General features: G+C 61.1%; 22 protein-coding genes. 12 read left to right on the top strand and 10 right to left on the bottom strand.

The window, feature by feature from the left end; translation table 11 throughout:
• The first annotated feature begins 109 nt into the window (after positions 1–109).
• Together D7I37_RS15320 and fghA are read left to right on the top strand one after the other, a co-directional pair.
• The gene (locus D7I37_RS15320) at positions 110–1,234 is read left to right on the top strand and encodes an S-(hydroxymethyl)glutathione dehydrogenase/class III alcohol dehydrogenase (protein WP_061798536.1); all 1,125 of its coding nucleotides are present in this window, start codon (positions 110–112) and stop codon (positions 1,232–1,234) included.
• 14 nt (positions 1,235–1,248) lie between these two features.
• Positions 1,249–2,091, top strand: coding sequence for an S-formylglutathione hydrolase (fghA, locus tag D7I37_RS15315; RefSeq protein WP_061798420.1), 843 nt, complete (start codon positions 1,249–1,251; stop codon positions 2,089–2,091).
• 46 nt (positions 2,092–2,137) lie between these two features.
• Here the strand turns inward: fghA and gsiD are convergent, their stop codons facing one another.
• The 6 genes from gsiD to D7I37_RS15285 all read right to left on the bottom strand — a co-directional run bounded on the left by gsiD (position 2,138) and on the right by D7I37_RS15285 (position 9,343).
• A complete protein-coding gene (gene gsiD / locus D7I37_RS15310) occupies positions 2,138–3,046 on the bottom strand; it encodes a glutathione ABC transporter permease GsiD (protein WP_174524365.1) in 909 nt (302 codons plus the stop codon).
• Positions 3,047–3,055: 9 nt separating this feature from the next.
• Complete coding sequence (gsiC, locus tag D7I37_RS15305; RefSeq protein WP_129543949.1) at positions 3,056–3,976, bottom strand: glutathione ABC transporter permease GsiC; 921 nt, start codon at positions 3,974–3,976, stop codon at positions 3,056–3,058.
• A 59-nt stretch (positions 3,977–4,035) separates the two neighbouring features.
• A complete protein-coding gene (gene gsiB, locus D7I37_RS15300; RefSeq protein ID WP_061798417.1) occupies positions 4,036–5,571 on the bottom strand; it encodes a glutathione ABC transporter substrate-binding protein GsiB in 1,536 nt (511 codons plus the stop codon).
• A gap of 23 nt (positions 5,572–5,594) precedes the next feature.
• Positions 5,595–7,472 carry a dipeptide ABC transporter ATP-binding protein gene (locus tag D7I37_RS15295; protein ID WP_129543948.1) on the bottom strand — a complete coding sequence of 626 codons (1,878 nt, stop codon included), beginning with the start codon at positions 7,470–7,472 and terminating at the stop codon, positions 5,595–5,597.
• 19 nt (positions 7,473–7,491) lie between these two features.
• A complete protein-coding gene (locus tag D7I37_RS15290; protein ID WP_129543947.1) occupies positions 7,492–8,448 on the bottom strand; it encodes an isoaspartyl peptidase/L-asparaginase family protein in 957 nt (318 codons plus the stop codon).
• A gap of 358 nt (positions 8,449–8,806) precedes the next feature.
• A complete protein-coding gene (locus tag D7I37_RS15285; RefSeq protein WP_061798409.1) occupies positions 8,807–9,343 on the bottom strand; it encodes a DUF924 family protein in 537 nt (178 codons plus the stop codon).
• Between the two features lie 92 nt (positions 9,344–9,435).
• Between D7I37_RS15285 and moeA the strand changes: the two genes are divergently transcribed.
• Together moeA and moeB are read left to right on the top strand one after the other, a co-directional pair.
• Positions 9,436–10,674: a molybdopterin molybdotransferase MoeA gene (moeA, locus tag D7I37_RS15280; protein ID WP_129543946.1), complete on the top strand. Its 1,239-nt coding sequence runs from the start codon at positions 9,436–9,438 to the stop codon at positions 10,672–10,674.
• A 2-nt stretch (positions 10,675–10,676) separates the two neighbouring features.
• A complete protein-coding gene (gene moeB, locus D7I37_RS15275) occupies positions 10,677–11,432 on the top strand; it encodes a molybdopterin-synthase adenylyltransferase MoeB (protein ID WP_129543945.1) in 756 nt (251 codons plus the stop codon).
• Positions 11,433–11,484: 52 nt separating this feature from the next.
• Here moeB and D7I37_RS15270 read toward each other — a convergent pair whose 3' ends face one another.
• Positions 11,485–13,077 carry an ABC-F family ATPase gene (locus D7I37_RS15270; RefSeq protein WP_073970322.1) on the bottom strand — a complete coding sequence of 531 codons (1,593 nt, stop codon included), beginning with the start codon at positions 13,075–13,077 and terminating at the stop codon, positions 11,485–11,487.
• A 181-nt stretch (positions 13,078–13,258) separates the two neighbouring features.
• Between D7I37_RS15270 and D7I37_RS15265 the strand changes: the two genes are divergently transcribed.
• Positions 13,259–13,903 carry a hypothetical protein gene (locus D7I37_RS15265; protein ID WP_129543944.1) on the top strand — a complete coding sequence of 215 codons (645 nt, stop codon included), beginning with the start codon at positions 13,259–13,261 and terminating at the stop codon, positions 13,901–13,903.
• A 283-nt stretch (positions 13,904–14,186) separates the two neighbouring features.
• Positions 14,187–14,414, top strand: coding sequence for an acetyltransferase (locus tag D7I37_RS15255; protein ID WP_231922130.1), 228 nt, complete (start codon positions 14,187–14,189; stop codon positions 14,412–14,414).
• Positions 14,415–14,432: 18 nt separating this feature from the next.
• On the opposite strand, the gene D7I37_RS15250 is transcribed toward D7I37_RS15255, so the two are convergent.
• Positions 14,433–14,783, bottom strand: a complete 351-nt coding sequence (locus D7I37_RS15250) for an antibiotic biosynthesis monooxygenase (protein WP_129543942.1) — start codon at positions 14,781–14,783, stop codon at positions 14,433–14,435.
• A 73-nt stretch (positions 14,784–14,856) separates the two neighbouring features.
• Here D7I37_RS15250 and D7I37_RS15245 point away from each other — a divergent pair, with 73 nt between their 5' ends.
• The 3 genes from D7I37_RS15245 to phoA all read left to right on the top strand — a co-directional run bounded on the left by D7I37_RS15245 (position 14,857) and on the right by phoA (position 17,871).
• Positions 14,857–15,540, top strand: a complete 684-nt coding sequence (locus tag D7I37_RS15245) for a helix-turn-helix transcriptional regulator (protein ID WP_129543941.1) — start codon at positions 14,857–14,859, stop codon at positions 15,538–15,540.
• Positions 15,541–15,614: 74 nt separating this feature from the next.
• Complete coding sequence (locus D7I37_RS15240; RefSeq protein ID WP_061798392.1) at positions 15,615–16,322, top strand: glutathione S-transferase N-terminal domain-containing protein; 708 nt, start codon at positions 15,615–15,617, stop codon at positions 16,320–16,322.
• A gap of 121 nt (positions 16,323–16,443) precedes the next feature.
• Complete coding sequence (phoA, locus tag D7I37_RS15235; RefSeq protein WP_061798391.1) at positions 16,444–17,871, top strand: alkaline phosphatase; 1,428 nt, start codon at positions 16,444–16,446, stop codon at positions 17,869–17,871.
• Positions 17,872–17,928: 57 nt separating this feature from the next.
• On the opposite strand, the gene D7I37_RS15230 is transcribed toward phoA, so the two are convergent.
• Positions 17,929–18,552, bottom strand: a complete 624-nt coding sequence (locus D7I37_RS15230; protein WP_129543940.1) for a TetR/AcrR family transcriptional regulator — start codon at positions 18,550–18,552, stop codon at positions 17,929–17,931.
• A gap of 97 nt (positions 18,553–18,649) precedes the next feature.
• Here D7I37_RS15230 and D7I37_RS15225 point away from each other — a divergent pair, with 97 nt between their 5' ends.
• The 3 genes from D7I37_RS15225 to D7I37_RS15215 all read left to right on the top strand — a co-directional run bounded on the left by D7I37_RS15225 (position 18,650) and on the right by D7I37_RS15215 (position 22,184).
• The gene (locus tag D7I37_RS15225) at positions 18,650–19,483 is read left to right on the top strand and encodes an NAD(P)H-binding protein (RefSeq protein WP_095096505.1); all 834 of its coding nucleotides are present in this window, start codon (positions 18,650–18,652) and stop codon (positions 19,481–19,483) included.
• 460 nt (positions 19,484–19,943) lie between these two features.
• The gene (locus D7I37_RS15220; RefSeq protein WP_061798387.1) at positions 19,944–21,521 is read left to right on the top strand and encodes a malate:quinone oxidoreductase; all 1,578 of its coding nucleotides are present in this window, start codon (positions 19,944–19,946) and stop codon (positions 21,519–21,521) included.
• A 204-nt stretch (positions 21,522–21,725) separates the two neighbouring features.
• Positions 21,726–22,184: a helix-turn-helix domain-containing protein gene (locus D7I37_RS15215; protein WP_061798385.1), complete on the top strand. Its 459-nt coding sequence runs from the start codon at positions 21,726–21,728 to the stop codon at positions 22,182–22,184.
• A gap of 73 nt (positions 22,185–22,257) precedes the next feature.
• Here D7I37_RS15215 and D7I37_RS15210 read toward each other — a convergent pair whose 3' ends face one another.
• Positions 22,258–23,298, bottom strand: coding sequence for a fimbrial protein (locus D7I37_RS15210; protein ID WP_129543939.1), 1,041 nt, complete (start codon positions 23,296–23,298; stop codon positions 22,258–22,260).
• Between the last annotated feature and the right edge of the window lie 3 nt (positions 23,299–23,301).

Below are 23,301 nucleotides of genomic sequence, written 5' to 3'. Positions count from 1 at the left end.
AGCTGACCCGAGTCAGTGACTGGGGCGAGCGCACGCAGCTAACACAGATGCAGCTTCAAGTATGACGGGTATAGCCTGATTTAAAAAATAGACCACTGAGGAGACTATGATGGAAATGATCAAAACCCGCGCCGCCGTTGCCTGGGGCCCGAATCAGCCGCTGAAGATTGAAGAAGTCGAGCTGATGCCACCGCAGAAAGGCGAAGTGCTGGTGCGGATCGTCGCCACCGGCGTCTGCCACACCGACGCCTACACCCTGTCGGGCAAGGATCCGGAAGGCGTGTTCCCGGCGATCCTCGGCCATGAAGGCGGCGGCGTGGTGGAAGCGGTCGGCGAAGGCGTGACCAGCGTGGCGGTCGGCGATCACGTGATCCCGCTGTACACCCCCGAATGCGGCGAATGCAAATTCTGCAAATCCGGCAAAACCAACCTGTGCCAGGCGATCCGCGCCACCCAGGGCAAGGGCCTGATGCCGGACGGCACCACCCGCTTCTTCAAGGACGGCCAGCCGATCTTCCACTACATGGGCACCTCCACCTTCTCCGAGTACACCGTAGTGCCGGAGATCTCGCTGGCGAAAATCAACAAGGAAGCGCCGCTGGAAGAGGTTTGCCTGTTGGGCTGCGGCGTGACCACCGGCATGGGCGCGGTGATGAACACCGCCAAGGTGCAGCCGGGCGATACCGTGGCGATCTTCGGCCTGGGCGGCATCGGCCTGTCGGCGATCATCGGCGCGCAGATGGCCGGCGCCGGCCGCATCATCGGCGTCGACATCAACACCAGCAAGTTCGATCTGGCGCGCAAGCTGGGCGCCACCGATCTGATCAACCCGAAAGACTATGACAAACCGATTCAGGAAGTGATCGTCGAGCTGACCGACGGCGGGGTCGATTTCTCCTTCGAATGCATCGGCAACGTCAACGTGATGCGCTCCGCGCTGGAATGCTGCCACAAAGGCTGGGGCGAATCGGTGATCATCGGCGTGGCCGGCGCCGGCGAAGAAATCTCCACCCGACCGTTCCAGCTGGTGACCGGCCGCGTATGGCGCGGTTCCGCCTTCGGCGGCGTCAAAGGCCGCTCACAGCTGCCGGGCATCGTCGAACGTTATCTGGACGGCGAATTCGCGCTGAATGACTTTATCACCCACACCATGGGGCTGGAGCAGATCAACGAAGCGTTCGATTTGATGCATGAAGGCAAATCGATCCGTTCCGTTATTCACTTCGATAAATAAGCCAGGAGGCGGAGATGACCCTGTCATTAGAACTTCTCGAAGAGCATCGCATGTTCGGCGGCTGGCAACAGCGTTATCGCCATGCGGCGCAGAGCCTGAATTGCAATATGACTTTCAGCATCTATCTGCCGCCGCCGCGCGATGATAACCCGCCGCCGGTGCTGTACTGGCTGTCGGGGCTGACCTGCAACGATGAGAACTTCACGCTGAAGGCCGGCGCGCAACGCATCGCCGCCGATCTGGGGCTGGTGCTGGTGATGCCGGACACCAGCCCGCGCGGCGACGAGGTGCCGAACGACGAAGGCTACGATCTGGGCCAGGGGGCGGGGTTCTACCTGAACGCCACCCAGGCGCCCTGGGATCGTCACTTCCGCATGTATGACTACATCAGTGACGAACTGCCGGCGCTGATTGGCCAACACTTCAGCGTCAGCGATCGTCAGTCGATCTTCGGTCATTCGATGGGCGGCCACGGCGCGCTGATGATGGCGTTCCGCAATCCGCAGCGCTTTCGTTCGGTGTCGGCGTTCGCGCCGATCGTCAACCCCTGCCAGGTGCCCTGGGGCCGCAAGGCCTTCGCCGCCTATCTGGGGGATGACGAAAGCCAGTGGCTGCAGTACGACAGTTGCCACCTGCTGGCCAACGGCGCGGAGAAAATGCCGGTGTTGGTGGATCAGGGCGACGACGACCAGTTCCTGGCCGATCAGCTGCAGCCGGCCAAGCTGGCCGAACTGGCGCGCCAGCGCGACTGGCCGCTGCAGCTGCGCATTCAGCCGGGGTACGATCACAGCTACTTCACCATCGCCACCTTTATCGAAGACCACCTGCGCTTCCACGCCGAACACCTGTTCCGCTGATAAAAAAATCCGGGCGGCTTCACCCGCCCGGATCCTTTCCCTGCCCTTACCCCTTCAGCTTCGGATCCAGCGCGTCGCGCAGCCCATCGCCCAACAGGTTGAACGCCAGCACGGTAAAGAATATCGCCAGGCTGGGGAAAACGGCCACGTGCGGCGCAATCACCATATCGGCGCGCGCCTCGTTGAGCATCGCCCCCCACTCCGGCGTCGGCGGCTGCGCCCCCAGGCCAAGGAACGACAGGCTGGCGGCGGTGATGATCGAGGTGCCGATGCGCAGGGTGAAATACACCACGATGGACGAAATGGTGCCCGGCAGAATATGCCGCATGATGATGGTCCAGTCCGAAGCGCCGATGCTGCGCGCCGACTCGATATAGGTCTGATGCTTCAGCACCAGCGTATTGCCGCGCACCAGCCGGGCGAAGGCCGGAATGCTGAAGATAGCCACCGCGACGATCACGTTGGCCATGCCGCTGCCCATCACCGCCACCACGCCGATCGCCAGCAGAATGCCGGGAAAGGCGAACAGCACGTCGCAAACGCGCATGGTGAGGCGATCCCACCAGCCCTCGTAATACCCGGCCAGCAGCCCCAGCAGGGTGCCGATCAGCCCGCCGGCCAGCACCGAAAATACCCCGGCCGCCAGCGAAATGCGCGTGCCCATCAGAATGCGGCTGAAAATATCCCGCCCCAGGGAATCGACGCCCAACCAGTGCACCAGCGAAGGGCCTTCGTTCAGCCGATCATAATCGAAGTAATTTTCCGCATCGTACGGCGCCAGATAAGGCGCCAGCAGGGCCGCCGCAATCAGCAACAGCACGAACAGCCCCGCTATCGCCGCCACCCGCTGGCGGCGGAAACGCCGCCAGAACTCGTGCCACGGCGTGCGCACCGCATTGGGATCGATGACCGGCATCGCTTTCAGTGCGGCGTTGCGCCGCCAATGCTTAATCATGCCGCATCCTCATTTGTAGCGTATCGCCGGGTTAATCGCCGCATACAGCATATCCACCAGCAGGTTGATCAGAATGAACTCCAGCGAAAACAGCAGCACCTCGGCCTGGATCACCGGGTAGTCGCGCATCTCCACCGAATCGACCAGCAAGCGCCCCAACCCCGGCCAGTTGAACACCTTTTCCACCACGATCGAGCCGCCGAGCAGGAAGCCGAACTGCAGCCCCATCATGGTCGCCACCGGGATCATCGCGTTGCGCAGCCCGTGCTTCATCACCACCCGACTTTCCCGCACGCCCTTGGCGCGCGCGGTGCGCATGTAATCTTCCTGCAGCACCTCGACGAACGACGCGCGGGTAAAGCGCGCCATCACCGCCGCCACCGCCGCTCCCAGGGTGATGGAGGGCAGGATATAGTGCCGCCAGCCGTCGGCGCCGACCGTCGGCAGCCAGCCGAGGTTGACCGAAAACACCTGCATCAGCAGCATGCCGAGCGCGAAAGCCGGAAACGAAATCCCCGACACCGCCAGCGTCATGCCGAGTCGGTCCGGCCAGCGATTGCGCCAGACCGCCGAAACCACGCCGATCGCCAGGCCGAACGCCACCGCCCACAGCATGCTGGTGAGGGTCAGCCAGAAGGTCGGCATAAAACGCGAGGAGATCTCTTCGCTCACCGGGCGTTTGGACACCATCGAGGTGCCGAAATCCCCCTGCAGCGCATTGACGAAAAAGCGCGCGAACTGCTGCGGCAGCGGCCTGTCCAGCCCCAGATCCTTGCGCACCAGCTGCACCACCGACTCGTCGGCCTCCGGCCCCGCCGCCAGCCGCGCCGGATCGCCGGGCAGCATATGCACGAACAGGAACACCAGCACCGCCACAATCAGCAGCGTCGGGATCAGGCCCAGCAGCCGTTTCAGAAAATAGTTAAGCATCTCGGGACAGTCCCCTCGCTCCGCCCGCCCCTGAGCCGGGGCGAACGGAGATTGGCGCCTTATTTAAGGTCGGCATTATCGAAGTTGAACGAGGTGTCCGGCATCACGTAGAAACCGCTCAGCTGTTTGCTGTTGGCCGACAACAGGCGCTCGGTCGCCAGGAAGATCCAGGGCGCGTCGGCCCAGATGCGATCCTGCGCGTCTTTATACAGCGCCTGTTTCTCGGTGCGATCGGTGGTCGCCAGCGCATCGGTCAGATCCTTGTCGACCTGCGGATTGCTGTAGAACGCGGTGTTGAACTGCTTCGGCGGCGCGGCCTGGGTGGAGAACAGCGGCGACAGCGCCCAGTCGGCCTCGCCGGTCGATGCCGACCAGCCGGTATAGAACATGCGCACGCCGGTGTCTTTCACCCCGACGCTTTCCACCTGCGCGGCGCGCTGCCCGGCGTCCATCGCGGTCACCGTCACTTTCACCCCCACCTGCGCCAGCTGTTGCTGGGCGAACTGCAGCACTTTCTGCGCGGTGCTGTGATTATGCGAAGACCACAGGCTGGTGGTGAAACCGTTCGGGTAGCCCGCTTCTTTCAGCAGCGCGCGCGCCTTGGCCGGATCGTACGGCCAGGGCTGGTAGCGGGTGGCGAAGTCGATCGCCGGCGGCACCGGCCCTTCCGCCGGCACCGCGTAGCCGGAGAACGCCACCTTGATCAGCGCGTCCTTGTTGATGGCGTAGTTCAGCGCCTGGCGCACTTTCGGATTATCGAACGGCTTCTGGGTCACGTTCATGCTGATGTAGCGCTGCAGGATCGAGGGCGCCGCCACCACGTCGAGCTTGGCGTTGCCTTCCAGCACCTTGGCCTGCTCATAGGGGATCGGGAAGGCGAAGGTCGCCTCGCCGGTCTGCAGCATCGCCGCGCGGGTGTTGTTGTCGACCACCGGCCGCCAGGTGATGCTGTCGAGCTTCGGCAGCCCCTGCTTCCAGTAGCCGTCGAATTTTTTCACCTTGACGAAGTCGGTCTGATTCCAGGTAACGAACTGATACGGCCCGGTGCCGACCGGGTGGAAGCCGATCTCCTTGCCGTACTGCTTCAGCGCCGCCGGTGAAATGATCGCCGCCGCCGGGTGCGCCAGGTTGTTGATGAACGCCGAGAACGGCGCCTTCAGCACAATCTTCACCGTATTGGCGTCCACCACTTCGGTTTTGTCGATCATCTTGAACAGGTTGTAGCGCTTCAGGTGGCTGTCCGGATTGCTGGCGCGATCCAGATTGACCTTCACCGCTTCGGCGTCGAACGCGGTGCCGTCGTGGAATTTGACGCCCGGATGCAGCTTGAGGGTGTAGGTCAGGCCGTCCTTGCTGACCTCGTAGCTGTCCGCCAGCACGTTCACCAGCTTCATGTCCTTGTCGAAACCGAACAGCCCCTGGTAGAACGACTTGGCGACCGCCTGCGACAGGGTGTCGTTGGCGTCGTAGGGATCGAGCGTGGTGAAGTTGGAAGCCACGGCGATCACCGCGTCCTTCGCCGCCCAGGCCGGGCCGGCTCCCGCCGCCAGCAGCACGGCCGCCACTAACGCATTACGTTGGAATCTGTGCTTCATGTCGCTTGTCTCTCCTGAGGTGTTTAAAAGGCGCCGGCAATCGGATGGCGGGCGACAAAGTGCCCGGGGCCAACCTGCACGAGCGGTGCGGTAACGGGTTCATCGCCCAGCGCGCGGATCGGGCTGGGGATGTCATCCATCAGCAGCGGCTGACGTTGGTGCGCATGGGCGGGATCGGCGACCGGCACCGCCGCCATCAGCTTGCGGGTGTAGGCATGCTGCGGCTGGTCGAACACCGCCTGTCGCGGGCCGATCTCCACGATCTGCCCGAGGTACATCACCGCCACGCGATGGCAGACGCGCTCCACCACCGCCATGTCATGCGAGATAAACAGGAAGGCGATGCCGAACTCGCGCTGCAGGTCGAGCAGCAGGTTGACGATCTGCGCCTGGATCGACACGTCGAGCGCCGACACCGCCTCGTCGGCGATCACCACTTTCGGATTCAGCGCCAGCGCGCGCGCAATGCAGATGCGCTGGCGCTGGCCGCCGGAAAATTCGTGCGGATAACGCCGCGCATGCTCCGGCTGCAGCCCGACGCGCTCCAGCAGCCAGGCCACCCGGCGCTCGGCCGCTTTGCCGCGCGCCACGTTGTGCACCAGCAGCGGCTCCATGATGGAAAAGCCGACCGTCAGGCGCGGATCGAGCGAGGCATAAGGGTCCTGGAAGATAAACTGAATGTCGCGCCGCAGGTGCTGCAGCGCCGCGCCTTGCAGCCGGTTGATCTGGCGGCCGTCGAAGGTGATGGTGCCGCGCTGGCTGTCCACCAGCTTCAGCAGCGAACGGCCGGTGGTGGATTTGCCGCAGCCGGATTCGCCCACCAGCCCCAGGGTTTCGCCGGGGTAAAGATCGAAGCTGACGTTTTCCACCGCGTGCACCCGGCGGGTGACGCGGTTCAGAATGCCGCCGCGCAGGTCAAAACGGGTAACCAGGTTCTCCACCCGCAGGATCGGCGCGGCGTCGGCCGGCACGGTATCCTGCGGCGCGCCGCTATCGCCGCCGCCCGGCAACGGGAACCTGGCGGGCAAGGGGGTATCCGCCATCGATCCCAGCTTCGGCACCGCCGCCAACAGCGCCTGGGTGTAGGGCTGCCGCGGCGCGGCGAACAGCGCCCGCACGGTGTTTTGTTCCACCGGCTCACCGCGATGCATCACCAGCACCCGATCGGCAATCTCCGCCACCACGCCCATGTCGTGGGTGATGAAGATCACCCCCATCCGCATTTCCTGCTGCAGCACGCGGATCAGCTGCAGGATCTGCGCCTGAATGGTGACGTCCAATGCGGTGGTCGGTTCGTCGGCGATCAACAACGCCGGTTTGCAAGACAGCGCCATGGCGATCATCACCCGCTGGCGCATGCCGCCCGACAGCTGGTGCGGGTAGCGGCCCAGCACCTCTTTGGCCTCCGGGATGCGCACCAGATCGAGCATGCGCAGGGCTTCTTGCCTGGCGCTGCGATGATCCATGCCCTGGTGCAACCGCAGCGATTCGGCGATCTGTTCACCGACCGGGAAGACCGGATTGAGCGAGGTCATCGGCTCCTGGAAAATCATCGCCATATCGGCGCCGCGCACCCGCCGCAGCTGGCTTTGCGGCGTTTGCGCCAGATCGAGCAGCTGGCCGTTGCGCCGGCGGAACGGCATGGCGCCGCTGACGATGCGCCCGCCGCCCTGCTCCACCAGGCGCATCAGCGCCAGCGAGGTGACGGATTTGCCGGATCCGGATTCGCCGACGATCGCCAGCGTTTCGCCGCGATCGACCTCAAAGGACAGGTTGCGCACCGCCTCGACGGTATCGCCCTGCTGCTGAAAATTGACGCTCAGATTGCGTACCGCCAGCACGCGCTGCGGCGGCAGCTGCAGCCCGCCGTCGAACACGGGCCGGGTTGAAGTTTCGGTCATGCAGCCTCCTGGCTAACGGTTAGCGATATATCCCTACGGAAGGCGCATCGCCGACATAACCAAACCCGCGGTACATCCCTTCGCTGTTGAACGGCAGCGCGATATTGCCGTCGCGATCGACGGCGATCATCCCGCCGCTGCCGCCCATCGCCGGCAGCTTTTCCATCACCACCCGATCGGTGGCCTGCTGCAGGCTGAGGCCGGCGTATTCGATCAGCGCGGAAACGTCGTAGGCCGCCACGCCGCGCATAAACACCTCGCCGGTACCGGTGCTGGACACCGCCACCGTGGCGTTATTGGCGTAACAGCCGGCGCCGACAATCGGCGTATCGCCCACCCGGCCGGCCTGTTTGTTGGTCATGCCGCCGGTGGAGGTGGCGGCGGCCAGGTTGCCCAGCGCGTCCAGCGCCACCGCGCCGACGGTGCCGAACTTGCGATCGGGATCCAGCGGATCGTCGGCCTGCACCGCGCCGTCGTGATCGAGCAGCACCCGGCCGAGCTCCGCCTGTGCGCGATGCAGTTGATCGAACCGCGCCTGGGTAAAGAAGAAATCGGGGTCGACCATTTCCAGACCGTGAGAGGCGGCGAATTTCTCGGCGCCTTCGCCGGCGAACAGCACATGCTGGCTGTTTTCCAACACCGTCCGGGCGGCCAAAACCGGGTTGCGGATGCGGCTGACCCCGGCGACGGCGCCGGCGTCGCAGGTGCGGCCGTCCATGACGCAGGCGTCCAGCTCATGCGTGCCCTGATGGGTGAAGACCGAGCCTTTGCCGGCGTTGAACAGCGGGCACTCTTCCAACAGCCTGACCGCTTCGGTCACCGCGTCCAGCGCGCTGCCGCCTTCGGCCAGGATCGTCTGGCCGGCGGCGACGATGCCGGACAGCGCCTGAATATATTCACGTTCCTTTTCAGCACTCAGCGCCGCGCGGGTAATCGCGCCCGCGCCGCCGTGAATGGCAATCACTGGTTTGCTCATTTGCCTGACACCCTGTGTTAAGCCCAACGTTGCAGAACGAATTCGCTGCGCGCGGTATATTATTATTCAGTCTTTTTTTGACTATATTTAGCCTGCAAGAGGAAGTAAAGCATAACGTCAGCGCCCTGATTTTAGCGTAGCGCGCTTAGAACGTTTCGCACATTGAAATAGCTTAATGGAATAAAAACAGAGGGTTATGCGGGATCTTCCGCCGCGGAAATAATTGCCGGTTTCTTTGTTAACAATACAATGCGGATGTGCGGCGATCTGCCGCCGAAATAAGCGATAGCTCTGTCGAAATAAGCCACCTGCGCTCGGCCTGCTGTTTTTATGCCGGCAAAGCGCAGATGATAAATAATCAGAACCCCGAACCCGGCTGCTGCAAAAACGTTTCCTCTTCCGGCGTGCACGCCCGGCCCAATATGGCATTGCGGTGCGGATAGCGGCCGAAACGATCGATAATCGCCTTATGGCGCAATTCAAATTCCAGCTGATCGCCGTTATTCAATTCCGTATACAGCTGCAGCGCCTGCCGGTGAATCAACGCCGACTCCGAATGCATGAAGGGCAAATAGAGGAAACCGCGCTGTTCGCGGCTGAGCCGTTCGCACTCGCCGCTGCGAATCGCCTCCTGCGCCAGGACCAGCGCCATGCCGTCGCAGGAAAAGGAACGCGGGGTACCGCGAAACAGATTGCGGCTGAACTGATCGAGCACGATCACCTCCGCCAGCCGCCCTTCGATGGTTTCCCGCCAGCCCGCCAACTCTCCCGCCGCGGCCGCCTGCCAGACGTGGCCAAAGCGGGTGTGCAGCAGGCGATCAAAATCGTCATCCTTTTTGAACCACATCACCGGTTCTATTTCACCGAACCAAAAATCCAGTATCTGAGCGTGCATCTCTGTCTCCTGTTTTACTTCAGCATAGCATCCTTCATAATAACGCGACTTTGCCGCGTTGTTTCGCGCATCCCGATTACGGAGTTCCTTTTATGGATCATTGCCATACTTCCGATCTTATCTCCCTGGAGCAGGCGCTGGAGAAAATGCTCGACCAGCTGGTACCTCTGCAGCAGACCGAAACCCTCGCCCTGACCGCCGCCGCCGGCCGCATTACCGCCGCGCCGGTGATTTCGCCCATCGACGTGCCGCCGTTCGCCAACTCGGCGATGGACGGATACGCGGTGCGCATTGCCGAACTGCATGACAACGCGCCGCTGCCGGTCGCCGGCAAGGCCTTCGCCGGCGCACCGTTCAACGGCGATTGGCCGGCCAACAGCTGCGTACGCATCATGACCGGCGCGCCTATTCCGGCCGGCGCCGACGCGGTGATCATGCAGGAACAGGCCGAAGTCAGCGACCAGGGCGTGCGCTTTAACGCCGTGGTGCACGCCGGGCAAAACATCCGGCTGGCGGGCGAAGACATCCGCCAGGGCGCGGGCGTGCTGCCGGCCGGCGTGAAGCTGGGCGCCGCGCAGCTGCCGCTGCTGGCTTCGCTCGGCGTCGCCGAGGTGCAGGTGATGCGCAAACTGAAAGTCGCCGTTTTCTCCACCGGCGACGAACTGCAACCGGTGGGCCAGCCGCTGCAGGCCGGCCAGATCTACGACACCAACCGTTTCGCGGTGCGCCTGATGCTGGAACAGCTGGGCTGCGAGGTGATCGACCTGGGCATTATCCGCGACAATCAAGCAGCGCTGCGCGCCGCCTTCGTGCAGGCGGACAGCCAGGCCGACGTGGTTGTCAGCAGCGGCGGCGTCTCGGTGGGCGAAGCCGACTACACCAAGCAGATGCTGGATGAGTTGGGTCAGGTCAGCTTCTGGAAGCTGGCTATCAAACCCGGCAAACCTTTCGCCTTCGGCAAATTGAAGAACGCCTGGTTCTGCGGCCTGCCGGGCAACCCGGTTTCCGCGGCGCTGACCTTCTATCAGCTGGTGCAGCCGCTGCTGGCCAAGCTGGCGGGGCACAGCGACTGGCGCCTGCCGCCGCGCCTGCGCGCCCGCGCGCTGACCCCGCTGAAGAAGGCGCCGGGCCGCCTCGATTTCCAGCGCGGCGTATTCGGCAGCAACGCCGACGGCGAACTGGAGGTCAGCACCACCGGCCACCAGGGCTCGCACGTGTTCAGTTCCTACAGCCAGGGTAACTGCTTTATCGTGCTGGAACGCGAGCGCGGCTCGGTGGCCGCCGGTGAAACGGTCGAGATCGAGCCGTTCAACGCCCTGCTGAGGAGCTGAGCATGCTGCCGGAATTAACCGATGCCGAAGCGCTGCGCTACAACCGCCAGATAATCCTGCGCGGTTTCGATTTCGACGGCCAGGAAAAGCTGAAGGCGGCGCGGGTGTTGATCGTCGGTCTCGGCGGGCTCGGCTGCGCGGCGGCGCCCTATCTGGCTGCGGCGGGCGTGGGCCATCTGACGCTGGTTGATTTCGACACCGTCTCGCTCTCCAACCTGCAGCGCCAAATCCTGCACCGCGATGAGCGCATCGGCATGAGCAAGGTTGAATCGGCGCGGCGGGAGCTGAGCGCCATCAATCCGCATATCCGCATCGACGCCGTCGACGGCCAGCTGGACGACGAGCGGATGGCGGCGCAGATCGCCGCCTGCGATGCGGTGCTGGACTGCACCGACAACGTGGCGGCGCGCGACCTGCTTAACCGCCTGTGCCACGCGCAGCGCAAACCGCTGGTTTCCGGCGCGGCGATCCGCATGGAAGGCCAGCTCAGCGTGTTCACCTACCAAGCGGGCGAGCCTTGCTATCGCTGCCTGAGCCGGCTGTTCGGCGAAAACGCCCTCACCTGCGTCGAGGCCGGGGTGATGGCGCCGCTGGTCGGCACCATCGGCAGCCTGCAGGCGATGGAAGCCATCAAGCTATTGGCGAACTACGGCCAAACGCTCACCGGCAAGTTGCTGATGTTCGACGCCATGACCCTGCAATTCCGCGAGATGAAGCTGCCGAAAAACCCGCAGTGCGAAGTGTGCGGCGGGGATTGACGGATAAAAAAAGGGCGGGAAAATTCCCGCCCTGCTTATTTTATCGCGTTGCTTACACGATGCCCTGGCTGCGCAGGTAGTCTTCGTAATTGCCGGTAAAGTCGATCACTTTGTTCGGCGTCATTTCCAGCACGCGCGTCGCCAGCGAGCTGACGAACTCACGGTCGTGGGAAACGAAGATCAGCGTGCCTTCGTACATTTCCAACGCCATGTTCAGCGATTCGATCGATTCCATATCCAGGTGGTTGGTTGGTTCATCCATAACCAAAATATTAGGACGCTGCATCATCAGCTTGCCAAACAGCATGCGGCCCTTCTCCCCCCCGGACAGCACCTTCACGCGCTTCTTGATGTCGTCCTGGCTGAACAGCAAGCGGCCCAGCACGCTGCGCACCGCCTGCTCGTCGTCTTTTTCCTGTTTCCACTGGCTCATCCAGTCGAATACCGTCAGGGTTTCATCGAACTCGTATTCGTGATCCTGCGCGTAGTAACCGATTCTGGCGTTTTCCGACCATTTCACGCTGCCGCTGTCCGGCTGCGCGTCGCCCACCAGCGTTTTCAGCAGGGTGGATTTACCGATACCGTTCGGGCCCAGCACCGCCACTTTTTCGCCCACTTCCACCATCAGGTTGAACTTGCTGAACAGCGGACCGTTGTCGAAGCCCTTGGACAGCGCTTCCACTTCCAGCGCATTGCGGAACAGTTTCTTGTCCTGCTCGAAGCGGATGAACGGGTTCTGACGGCTCGACGCCTTCACTTCTTCCAGCTGGATCTTGTCGATCTGGCGGGCGCGCGAGGTGGCCTGCTTGGATTTGGAGGCGTTGGCGCTGAAGCGGCTGACGAACGACTGCAGTTCGTTGATTTGCGCTTTCTTCTTGGCGTTGTCGGCCATCAGACGCTCGCGCGCCTGGGTGGCGGCGGTCATGTATTCGTCGTAGTTGCCCGGGTACACGCGCAGTTCGCCGTAGTCCAGATCCGCCATGTGGGTACACACCATGTTCAGGAAGTGACGGTCGTGCGAAATGATGATCATGGTGCTGTTGCGCTCGTTCAGCACCTGCTCCAGCCAGCGAATGGTATCGATGTCCAGGTTGTTGGTCGGTTCGTCGAGCAGCAGGATTTCCGGATCGGAGAACAGCGCCTGCGCCAGCAACACCCGCAGCTTGAAGCCCGGTGCGATTTCGCTCATCGGGCCATAGTGTTGCTCAACCGGGATGCCGACGCCGAGCAGCAGTTCGCCAGCGCGCGCTTCGGCGGTGTAACCGTCCATCTCGCCGTAGGCCACTTCCAGATCGGCGACCTTATAGCCGTCTTCTTCGCTCATTTCCGCCATGGCGTAAATGCGGTCGCGCTCTTCTTTCACCGCCCACAGTTCGGTGTGGCCCATGATCACGGTGTCGAGCACGCTGTATTGTTCGAAGGCGAACTGATCCTGACGCAGTTTACCCAGGCGTTCGTTCGGGTCGAGGAACACGTTGCCGCCGCTCGGCGCCAGATCGCCGCCGAGGATTTTCATAAAGGTGGACTTGCCGCAGCCGTTGGCCCCGATCAGGCCATAACGGTTACCGCCGCCGAATTTGACGGAGATATTTTCAAACAGCGGCTTACTGCCAAACTGCATGGTGATGTTGTTAGTGCTTAACACAGCGCTCGCTCTTCATATCATAGGGAATGTGATTTGGCGCGCATTATGCCACAACGGGGATAAGAGATCGCGGGAAGTTTCGGCGATATTTTGAGCGGCGAGTTCACACCGTTTACCGGTGGGCATTGGCTTGCGTACAAAAAGTCTGCTAGATTCGCGCTTCATATTGAAAAGGATTTCTATGAAAAACGCAAAGCAGATAGCCAACGACATGGCGGATGCCGTAAACATTGACAGCAATTTAGTGCGCGGGTTTGCACAAGGTTTTATCAGTGTACCGGTCGATTTCTACTATCTGGGCTACGACTATATTGATACTGAAAACAGATGGTTAAACTCGCAAGATAAAGAGCGATTTATCAGACTTATCAAGTCAGGCCTGGCCAATAAAGCGAGCATCGAAAAAGTGGCTCATATCTTCATCGAAAATTTCGCCAGTAAGGTCAATTTTGAAGATGTTAAGGACATGACCATAAGAACATCAGGCAAACTCATCGGCAAATTCGCCTTTAATCAGCTGGCTACTGCCAACGTCGGTTATGTGTTCTCAAAACAAATCATCCCAAGGCTAATTTCGGGTGTCGCCGTGGGCTCGATTCTCACCGCGGGCGCGAGTATTTCCCGATCTGTCTATACATCACGCGATTTAAAGGTAAGAAACGCCCGGATGTATGATCAACTCAGACGCATGGGAAATCTTGATCTGCTATATTTCCTTTTAGAAAACAAGGTCAGGCCGTTTGAGGATGCCGTTGCGGTTTGGGAACGAGATCGAAAGAAATTCAACCAAATTTGCCAGTATTTTTTTACAAAGGTTAACGCATGAAGAACTTTATGCTGTCTGTTCTATCCCGACTAATTCAAGGGGTGGGATGCGGTATCGTGGCATTATCGCTGTTAGCCATAGCCTGGTTCATATTCTACTCAGACACTGAATTGAAATATCTATGGGCTCTTATTGCTTCCCTGGGACTTATTCTTGGATATTTCATCTTCAAAATTGCAGTCAAAAAAATATACGATGACGCCCCAGACTAAGAAGTGGGATTTTAAATAGCGCTGTAGATTTCTTAGCATAAACAAGTTTTCAGCGAACGCTGGTCCAGGATATGGAATGGAGCGATGTCCGGATATTTCTGGCGGAACTGCGGGAAATGGGCGCGGCAGGCTGCGTAGTATTGGGCAATCCGCACTACTACGGGCGCTTCGGCTTTGATGCGCAAACGTCGTTAACGCTGCCGGGCGTGCCGCAGGCATATTTCCGCGCAATCACCTTCCGCGGCGCTCTGCCTCAGGCGGAAGTCGCTTTTCACCGCGCGTTCGACGCCATCGAATAAGGAAGCGCTGCGCGGCTGTCAATCGCCGGCGTGATAATTCCGGCTGTCCTGCGGCGCCTCCTGCCGCCGATCCAGGCCATAATCCCGCCTCACCTCGGCCACCCGCAGCCGGTACTGCGCCAGCACTTCGCGGCGGCCTTGCGCCTGCGCGGCGCGGTGCCGCTCCAGGTTGCGCCATTGCTGCACCGCCGCTTCATCGCGCCAGAACGACAACGACAGCAGGCGCTGCGGATCGGCCAAGCTTTGGAAACGTTCAATCGATATAAACCCGTCGATCTCCGCCAACAGCGGTTTAAGCTCCGCCGCCAGCTGCAGGTAAGTGTCGCGCTGGCCGTCGGCGGCCTGCAGTTCAAAAATAACGGCAATCATGATGACCTCCGGTCAGGAAATATCGGCCATGCTAGCGCTGGACGCACCGCCATACTTCGCCTAACCTCGAAGTATGGATAACATGGATATTGAACATCGTTTGGCGGCGCTGAGCGCCGCTATCGCCGACCGCACCCGGGCGCGCATGCTGTGCCTGCTGATGGACGGCCGCGCCTATACCGCCACCGAGCTCAGCGCGGCGGCCGACGTCGCCGCCTCTACCGCCAGCGGCCATCTGGCGCGCCTGCTGGAACAGCGGCTGATCGCCTGCGTCAGGCAGGGGCGCTATCGCTATTTCCGCCTGGCCGGGCAACCGGTAGCCACCGCGCTCGAGGGGCTGATGGCGTTGGCCGGCGTCGAACGCCCGGTGGTAAAAAGCAGCACGCCGAGCTCGCTGCAGTTTGCCCGCACCTGTTATGACCATATGGCCGGCGAAGTGGCGGTGAAACTGCATGACCGTCTGCATGCCCGGGGCTGGCTGACGGGCGATGAAGACTATCGGCTCAGCGCCGCCGGCGCCGCCGCGCTGGCGCAGCTGGGCGTCGATTGTTCGCCGGCCCCTTCTCGCCGGCGTTTCGCCTGTGGCTGCCTGGACTGGAGCGAGCGCAAGGCCCACCTCGGCGGCGCATTGGGGGCGGCGTTGCTGGCGGCCTTTATCAAACGGGGCTGGCTCCTGCGCCGGTTGGACAGCCGCGAGCTCAGCCTCACCGCCGGCGGTAAAAAAGCGCTGGCAGCACATTTTGACCTCGCGCTGTAACGCCGCAATACGCTAGTTTTGCTGCAATACTCAAGGGGTACGCTTTGGCGAACCCGCAAACCCGAGGAGTTTCCATGCTCGATCAATCTCAATTCCCGATCACCAGGCTCTGGCCGGCCCAGCACCCGGAGCGGCTGCAGCTGTACTCACTGCCGACGCCGAACGGCGTCAAAGTGTCCATCATGCTGGAAGAGATCGGCCTGCCCTATGAACCGCACCTGATCGATATCGGCAAAAACGAAACCTGGACGCCGGAGTTCCTGTCGCTGAACCCGAACGGCAAGATCCCGGCGATCCTCGATCCCGATGGCCCGGGCGGCAAGCCGCTGGCGCTGTTCGAATCCGGCGCCATCCTGCTGTATCTGGCGGAGAAGAGCGGCAAATTCCTGCCGCAGGATCCCGCCCGGCGCTATGAAACCATTCAATGGGTGTTCTTCCAGATGGCGGCGGTCGGCCCGATGTTTGGCCAGCTCGGCTTCTTCCACAAATTCGCCGGGCGCGAATATGAGGACAAACGGCCGCTGGAGCGCTACAAGAATGAATCCAAACGCCTGCTGGGCGTGCTGGAAAGCCGCCTCGAAGGGCGCGACTGGATTATGGGTGAGGAATACGGCATCGCCGATATCTCGCTGCTGGGCTGGGTACGCAACCTGATCGGTTTCTACGAGGCGCGCGAACTGGTGGAATTCGACGGCTTCCCGCGCGTTGGCCGATGGCTGGAACGCGGCCTGGCGCGGCCGGCCGTGCAGCGCGGCCTGAACATTCCGGCGCGAGACGTCTGACGATAAGCGGGGCAGCCGCCGGGCCGCCCCCCTTTCGCCGTCATAAAACTGTCATCACCCTGCACTACTCTCCTGGCGTAACAATTTGATGTTATTTGTATTACGACAAGGAGTTTCCCTCATGCAACCTGCTGTTTCCCTGCTCGCCGGCGCCGTGTTATCCGCCCTGCTGTGCTCTTCCGCCATCGCCGATGACGCCCCTGCCCCTGGCGCCGGGCTTAGCGACCGCGCGGCGCGCGGCAATATCGCCGAACCGGGCGGCGCCCGTCGCCTGAGCGGCGACCAAACCGCCGCGCTGAGGGCCTCGCTGTCGGATAAAACGGTGAAGAACGTCATTTTACTGATCGGCGACGGCATGGGCGATTCCGAAATCACTTCGGCGCGCAACTACGCCGAAGGCGCCGGCGGCTATTTCAAAGGTATCGACGCGCTGCCGTTGACCGGCCAATACACCCACTATTCGCTGGACAAGAAAAGCCACAAGCCGAATTACGTTACCGACTCCGCCGCCTCCGCCACCGCCTGGTCCACCGGGGTAAAAACCTATAACGGCGCGCTCGGGGTGGATGTAAACGGCAAAGATCGGCCGACGTTGCTGGAGATCGCCAAAGCGGCCGGCAAGGCTACCGGCAACGTCTCCACCGCCGAACTGCAGGATGCTACGCCGGCGGCGCAGGTGTCGCACGTCACCTCGCGCAAATGCTATGGTCCGGAAGAAACCAGCGAGAAGTGCGCCGCCAATGCGCTGGAAAACGGCGGCCGCGGCTCGATTACCGAACAGCTGCTGAAAACCCGTGCCGACGTCAGCCTGGGCGGCGGCGCAAAATCCTTCAATCAGCAAGCGAAAAGCGGCGAATGGCAGGGAAAATCACTGAAGGAGCAGGCCGTCGCTCAGGGTTACCAGTGGGTCGGCGATGCCGACGGCCTGCGGGCGGTGACGCTGGCCAACCAGCAAAAACCGCTGCTGGGGCTGTTTGCCGATGGCAACATGCCGGTGCGCTGGCAGGGACCGAAAGCCTCTTACCACGGCAATATCGACAAGCCGGCGGTCGCCTGCGAGAACAACCCGGCGCGCACCGCCGCCGTGCCAACGCTGGCGGCGATGACCGAAAAAGCCATCGACCTGCTGAAAACCAACCCGAACGGTTTCTTCCTGCAGGTGGAAGGCGCCTCGATCGACAAGCAGGACCATGAGGCCAATCCGTGCGGCCAGTTCGGCGAAACCGTCGATCTGGACGAAGCGGTGCAAAAAGCGCTGGCCTTCGCCCGCGCCGACGGCAACACCCTGGTGATCGTTACCGCCGATCACGCCCACTCCAGCCAGATAATCGCCGTCGACGCCAAGGCGCCGGGCCTGACCCAAACGCTGACCACCAAAGACGGCGCGCCGATGACTATCAGCTACGGCAATGCGGAAGAAGGCTCGCAGGGCCACACCGGCACCCAGCTGCGGGTGGCGGCCTACGGCCCGCATGCCGCCAACGTGGTCGGCCTGACCGATCAGACCGATCTGTTCTTCACCATGCGCGACGCGATGGGCATCAAGTAAGCCGGAAGGCTCGCCGTTTCACCGCCGCCTCTCCTTCCCGCCCGGGAGGGAGAGGGTTCAGGCGTCGGTCAGCACCTTGGCCGCCATCCGCTTGTAGCCGTCCACCAACGCCCGCCCCTCTTGCGGCCCGGTGCTCACCGCCAGCCGCATCGTCGCTTCCCCCAGATGCATCAGCAAAAAGGCCGATTGCTCTATGGCCGTACGCTCCGCCTGCGGCCGCAGACGCGCTATCGCCGCCGCCAGCAGCGCGCCGTTTAGCCGGCTTTCCGCCACCTCCTCCTCACGCAGCGCCTGGCTGGTCTGGGTCGCCGCCCAGATATCGCGCATGACCGGCTCCGCCATAAACAGCGCGTAGTACTCGTCGATCAGGCCATTAAAGGCGTCGACCAGGCGCGGCAGCGAATCCGCCTGAGCCAGGCCCTGTTCAATGCACTCGCGCGCCTCCTGATTGTATCGCTGCGCCAGCACCCGCACGATGGCGGTTTTATCCGGAAAGTATTGGTACAGCGCGCCGATGGAAATGCCGGCCTTCTGCGCCACTTCGCTCATGCGCATCGCGTCGCTGCCCTGCCGGGCGATCAGCTCGGTCGCGCAATCCAGGATCAGCTTGACCTTTTCGCGGCTGCGCGTTTGGCTGGGTTTACGCCGCAGCGGCAGAATATTTTTTTGCTTGTCATTCATCGTCATCGCTCCATGCATAAAAACCCGCCTTGACAATAATACGAGGGTTTCTCATATTTACAAAACATGAGTGATACTCACATTATAGCGAGGCAACATGAACAGCAGCGAAAAAGACTCACCTATTCTGGTGCTGGGCGCCACCGGCAAAACCGGGCGTCGCGTAGCGGAGCGCCTTCAGCGACTGGGCATGGCGGTGCGCCCCGGGCATCGCGGCGCCGCCATCCCCTTCGACTGGCAAGACAGCGCCGGCTGGCAAGCGGCCTTGCGCGGGGTGAAAAAGGTTTATCTCAGCTACCAGCCCGACCTGGCGGCACCGGGCGCGGTGGCAACGGTCGCGCATTTTTGCCGTCTGGCGGTAGACGGCGGCGTACAGAAAATCGTGCTGCTCAGCGGGCGCGGCGAAGACGAAGCGCGGCAGGCGGAACAGGCGGTGGCCCGCAGCGGTGCAGACTGGACGGTATTGCGCGCCAGCTGGTTTATGCAGAACTTCAGCGAAAGCTTTATTCTCGACGAGCTGTTGAACGGCGCGCTCGCCCTGCCGCCCGGTGAAATTCCGGAGCCATTTATCGATGCCGATGATATCGCCGAGGCGGCGGTTGCCGCCCTCACCCGCCCCGGCCACGAAAATACGCTGTACGAACTGACCGGCCCGCGCCTGATGACCTTTGCCCAGGCGGTGGCTGAAGTCGCCGCCGCCAGCGGGCGTGAGATCCGCTACCGGCAGGTGCCGGTCGACGAGTATGTCGCTTATCTGCGCGCAGCGCAGCTGCCGGCAGAGTGGGTGGCGTTGCTGGCGTATTTGTTCGGCACCGTGCTGGATGGGCGCAACGCTTCATTGACCGACGGCGTTCAGCGCTGCCTGGGGCGCGCGCCGCGCGACTTCAGCGCCTATACCGCCGCCGCCGCCGGTGTCTGGCAAGCGCAATAACCTCCCCATGGCCGCCCGCCACGGCGGCCATTTGCTTTTTGTTACCGCCCGCCATTTGCAATTTATCCGCAATTATTATGTGATAGCCGAATATCCTTTAATTCCCGCTCGATTAACCCCTGTAAATATCGCGGTTATCCGGCGTCGCGAATAGCGCACGGCTTATTCCTTCCGCAATAATTTTAATATCCCCCACCTTATTTGATTTTTTTAGTTACAAAAGTAGTTTTTAACATTATTGCAAACAATAATACCCCGTCAGTAACCTGAGCCGATCAATTTGTACCCAGGCAGCCTGTAATAGTTCACTTTTCGTTAAAAACCCTATTAACAAAAAGGTATTATCACGCATCTCGGTCCCTGCCGGGCGGTTGGCTTTATTTATTATTTACCAGGGTAACTCCCGATAAATTCTTTCACCTGCAAATGAGTAGAATTTACACACAAGAGATTTGATTAAATGAGAAAATTACTCGTTATGATCTTCTGCCTTAACCTGTTTGGCGTATCGCAGCAGGCAGCGGCAGCAGAGAATAAAACCGTTGATGTGGTATTGATCGGCGGCGGCATCATGAGCGCGACATTGGGCACCTACCTGCATGAGCTGGAGCCAACCTGGACCATCGACATGTACGAGCGCATGAATGGCGTGGCGGAAGAGAGCTCCAACGGCTGGAACAACGCAGGTACCGGCCACTCCGCCTTCAGCGAAATGAACTACACCCCGGAAAAAGCCGATGGCAGCATCGACATCAGCAAGGCGGTAGTGGTTAACGAGTCTTTCGAAATCTCCCGTCAGTTCTGGTCTTATCAGGTGAAGAACGATGTCCTGAAAGATCCGAAATCCTTCATCAACAGCGTGCCGCACATGAGCTTCGTCTGGGGTGACGACAACGTCGACTTCCTGCGCAAACGCTATGCGGCGCTGCAGCACAGCACGCTGTTCCGCGGTATGGAATACTCGGAAGACGCCAACCAGATCAAACAGTGGGCGCCGCTGGTGATGAACGGCCGCGATCCGGCGCAGAAAATCGCCGCGACCCGCATGCCGCTGGGCACCGACGTCAACTTCGGCGTGATCACCCACCAGTTGGTCGATGCGCTGACCAAAAGCGACAAGTTCAAGCTGAACCTGAGCCACGAAGTGCGCGACATCAAGCGCAACGCGGACAACACCTGGAGCGTGACCGTTGCCGATCTGAACCGCGACGGTAAAGAAACCACCGTTAACGCCAAGTTCGTGTTCATCGGCGCGGGCGGCGCTTCCCTGACGCTGCTGCAGAAATCCGGCATTCCGGAAGCGGACGGCTACGGCGGCTTCCCGGTCGGCGGCCAGTTCCTGGTGACCACCAACCCTGAAGTGGCCAACCAGCACCTGGCCAAAGTCTATGGCCTGGCCAGCGTAGGTTCGCCGCCAATGTCGGTGCCGCATCTGGACACCCGCATGCTGGACGGCAAGCGCGTCCTGCTGTTCGGACCTTTCGCCACCTTCTCCAGCAAGTTCCTGAAAAACGGTTCGCTGTTCGATCTGCTGCACTCCCTGAGCACCTCGAACCTGATGCCGATGACCCACGTTGGTCTGGATAACTTCGATCTGGTGAAATACCTGGTTGGCCAGCTGATGATGAACGACGACGATCGCTTCGCCGCGCTGCAAGAGTATTTCCCGCAAGCCAAAAAGGCAGACTGGAAGCTGTGGACCGCCGGCCAGCGCGTGCAGATCATCAAGAAAGACGCCGACAAAGGCGGCGTGTTGCAGTTCGGCACCGAAGTCGTCAGCTCCGAAGACGGCAGCATCGCCGCCCTGCTGGGCGCATCGCCGGGCGCATCCACCGCGGCGCCAATCATGCTGCACCTGATGGAAAAAGTGTTCAAAGATAAAGTGGCGACGCCGGAATGGCAGAGCAAACTGAAAGAGATCATTCCGTCTTACGGCCAAAAGCTGAACGGCGATATTGAAATGACCAACAAGATCCGCGGCTACACCAGCAGCGTTCTGGGTCTGAACTACATCGAAGTGAAACCGGAAACCCACTGATTTCCCATTCGTTTCCTGCTGAAAAGGCCGCGCCGTGCGGCCTTTTTTTATACCCCTGCCGGGACAAGAGCATTTTTAGCCCCCTTTTTGCCCCCCGTTAACACTTGCGTAACCCGATTACGCGGCCTATTATCAAAGAACATTCTTGGATAATTACGCTGAGTCTCTGTGACCGAATGTCGTTTCTGCGGGAGAACTTAAATAATGGATCGCGTCAATATCATTCACGATTTACTGGATTGGATTGAAACTCATCTGGATCAACCGCTGTTGCTGGACAACGTGGCGGCCAAGTCGGGCTACTCCAAGTGGCACCTGCAGCGCATGTTCCGCAGCACCACCGGCCATGCGTTGGGCAGCTACATTCGCGAGCGGCGCCTGTCGCAGGCGGCGCAGGCCCTGCGCTCTACCCCGCGGCCAATCCTCGATATCGCCCTGCAATACCATTTCGATTCCCAGCCGTCGTTTTCACGCGCCTTCAAAAAACAGTTCGGCAAAACGCCGGCGGTCTATCGCCGCACCACCCGCTGGGACGTGGCGGAAGTGCGCCCGCAGCCGATCGCGCCGCTGAACGGGCACCGTCACGAATCGCCGGGCGTGCACCTGTGGTACGCGGGGAAATCCGTGGACGGCGTTTGCACCAGCTGGATGGGCCTGCGTTGAAATAAGCGGGCGGCATAAAAAAAGGGTTCAGCCTTGAATGGACTGAACCCTTTTTACATCGGCGATCGTCGGCCTATTTAAAGGTCACGTCGATATTCGCCGAGGCGCTGAACGGCCCCACTTTAGGGTTGGTGTTCAGCCACTTCAGGCTGGCCAAAAAGTTTTTCTCGACGATGGTGCCGTTGACCAGGCCCAGATCGACCGGGCTGTTCATCGGGATCGGCGTATTCGGCGTCGCCGCCTGCGAAATCAAAATGCCGAAGCCGCTGTCGCTGGTCGGCAGGATCAGATTGTTGTCCTGCACCGGATAGGTGGAGCTGAAGCTGGCCTGCAGCGTTTCCCCCTGGCAGTCCTGACCGGTGGTCGGATCCGACATGTTGGCGGTTACCGAGAACGGCATTTGCTTTTCAATCTTGCCCGCTACCGCATTCTGGCGCGGAATGGTGCCAAAATTCACGGTGGAGCCGTTGTTGGCCACCACGGTGATTTTCGGGTTGCAGGAAATGAACTGAATATTGCCCAGCCCGGAAATATAGGCGTTAAAGTTGCTGTTCGGCGTCCCGTTCAGACCGCCCACCCCATCGACCTGGAATACCGAATAGGCATTGCTGTCGTTGATCTTGCCGCCCGCCGGCGGCGCCTTGCCGGTCGCCTTGATGTAAATGGCGTAGGACACCGTCACCGTCAGCGATTTGGCCGGGGACAAACAGCGGCTGCCGGAGCGGCGGCACTCGGTGCCGGGGCCGACGTCCTGCTTCGCGCCCTTGACCGGTTTGATATCAATGCCGTTATAGGTGACGCCGACCTCGATCGAATTGTGGATCCTGCTCATTTTCGACTGAGGATCCCAATACAGGAAGGCGTTTTCGCCTCTCGGGTTGTTCCAGTCATCCGTACACTGGAACGAAGAGGTGAAGGTCTGCGAACGCCACAGCAAAGCGCCCGGCGCCGTATTGGCGGTAGACACCTTGATGGCTTTATCCAGCACGATGTCCTGACGGATATTGCCGTTCTGCTTGCACGACAGCGCGTAGCTGCTCTGGGAGAAAGCCCCCAGCGTGACCAGCAGCCCCGCCGCCAGCCCGAAGTTTTTATGCTTTAACAAAGAAGACATAAC

The organism is Serratia sp. 1D1416 (assembly GCF_003641105.1).
Classification (GTDB): domain Bacteria; phylum Pseudomonadota; class Gammaproteobacteria; order Enterobacterales; family Enterobacteriaceae; genus Serratia; species Serratia ficaria.
Note: the sequence above shows the minus strand (reverse complement) of the source record. Positions and strands in the feature narration are given on the sequence as shown.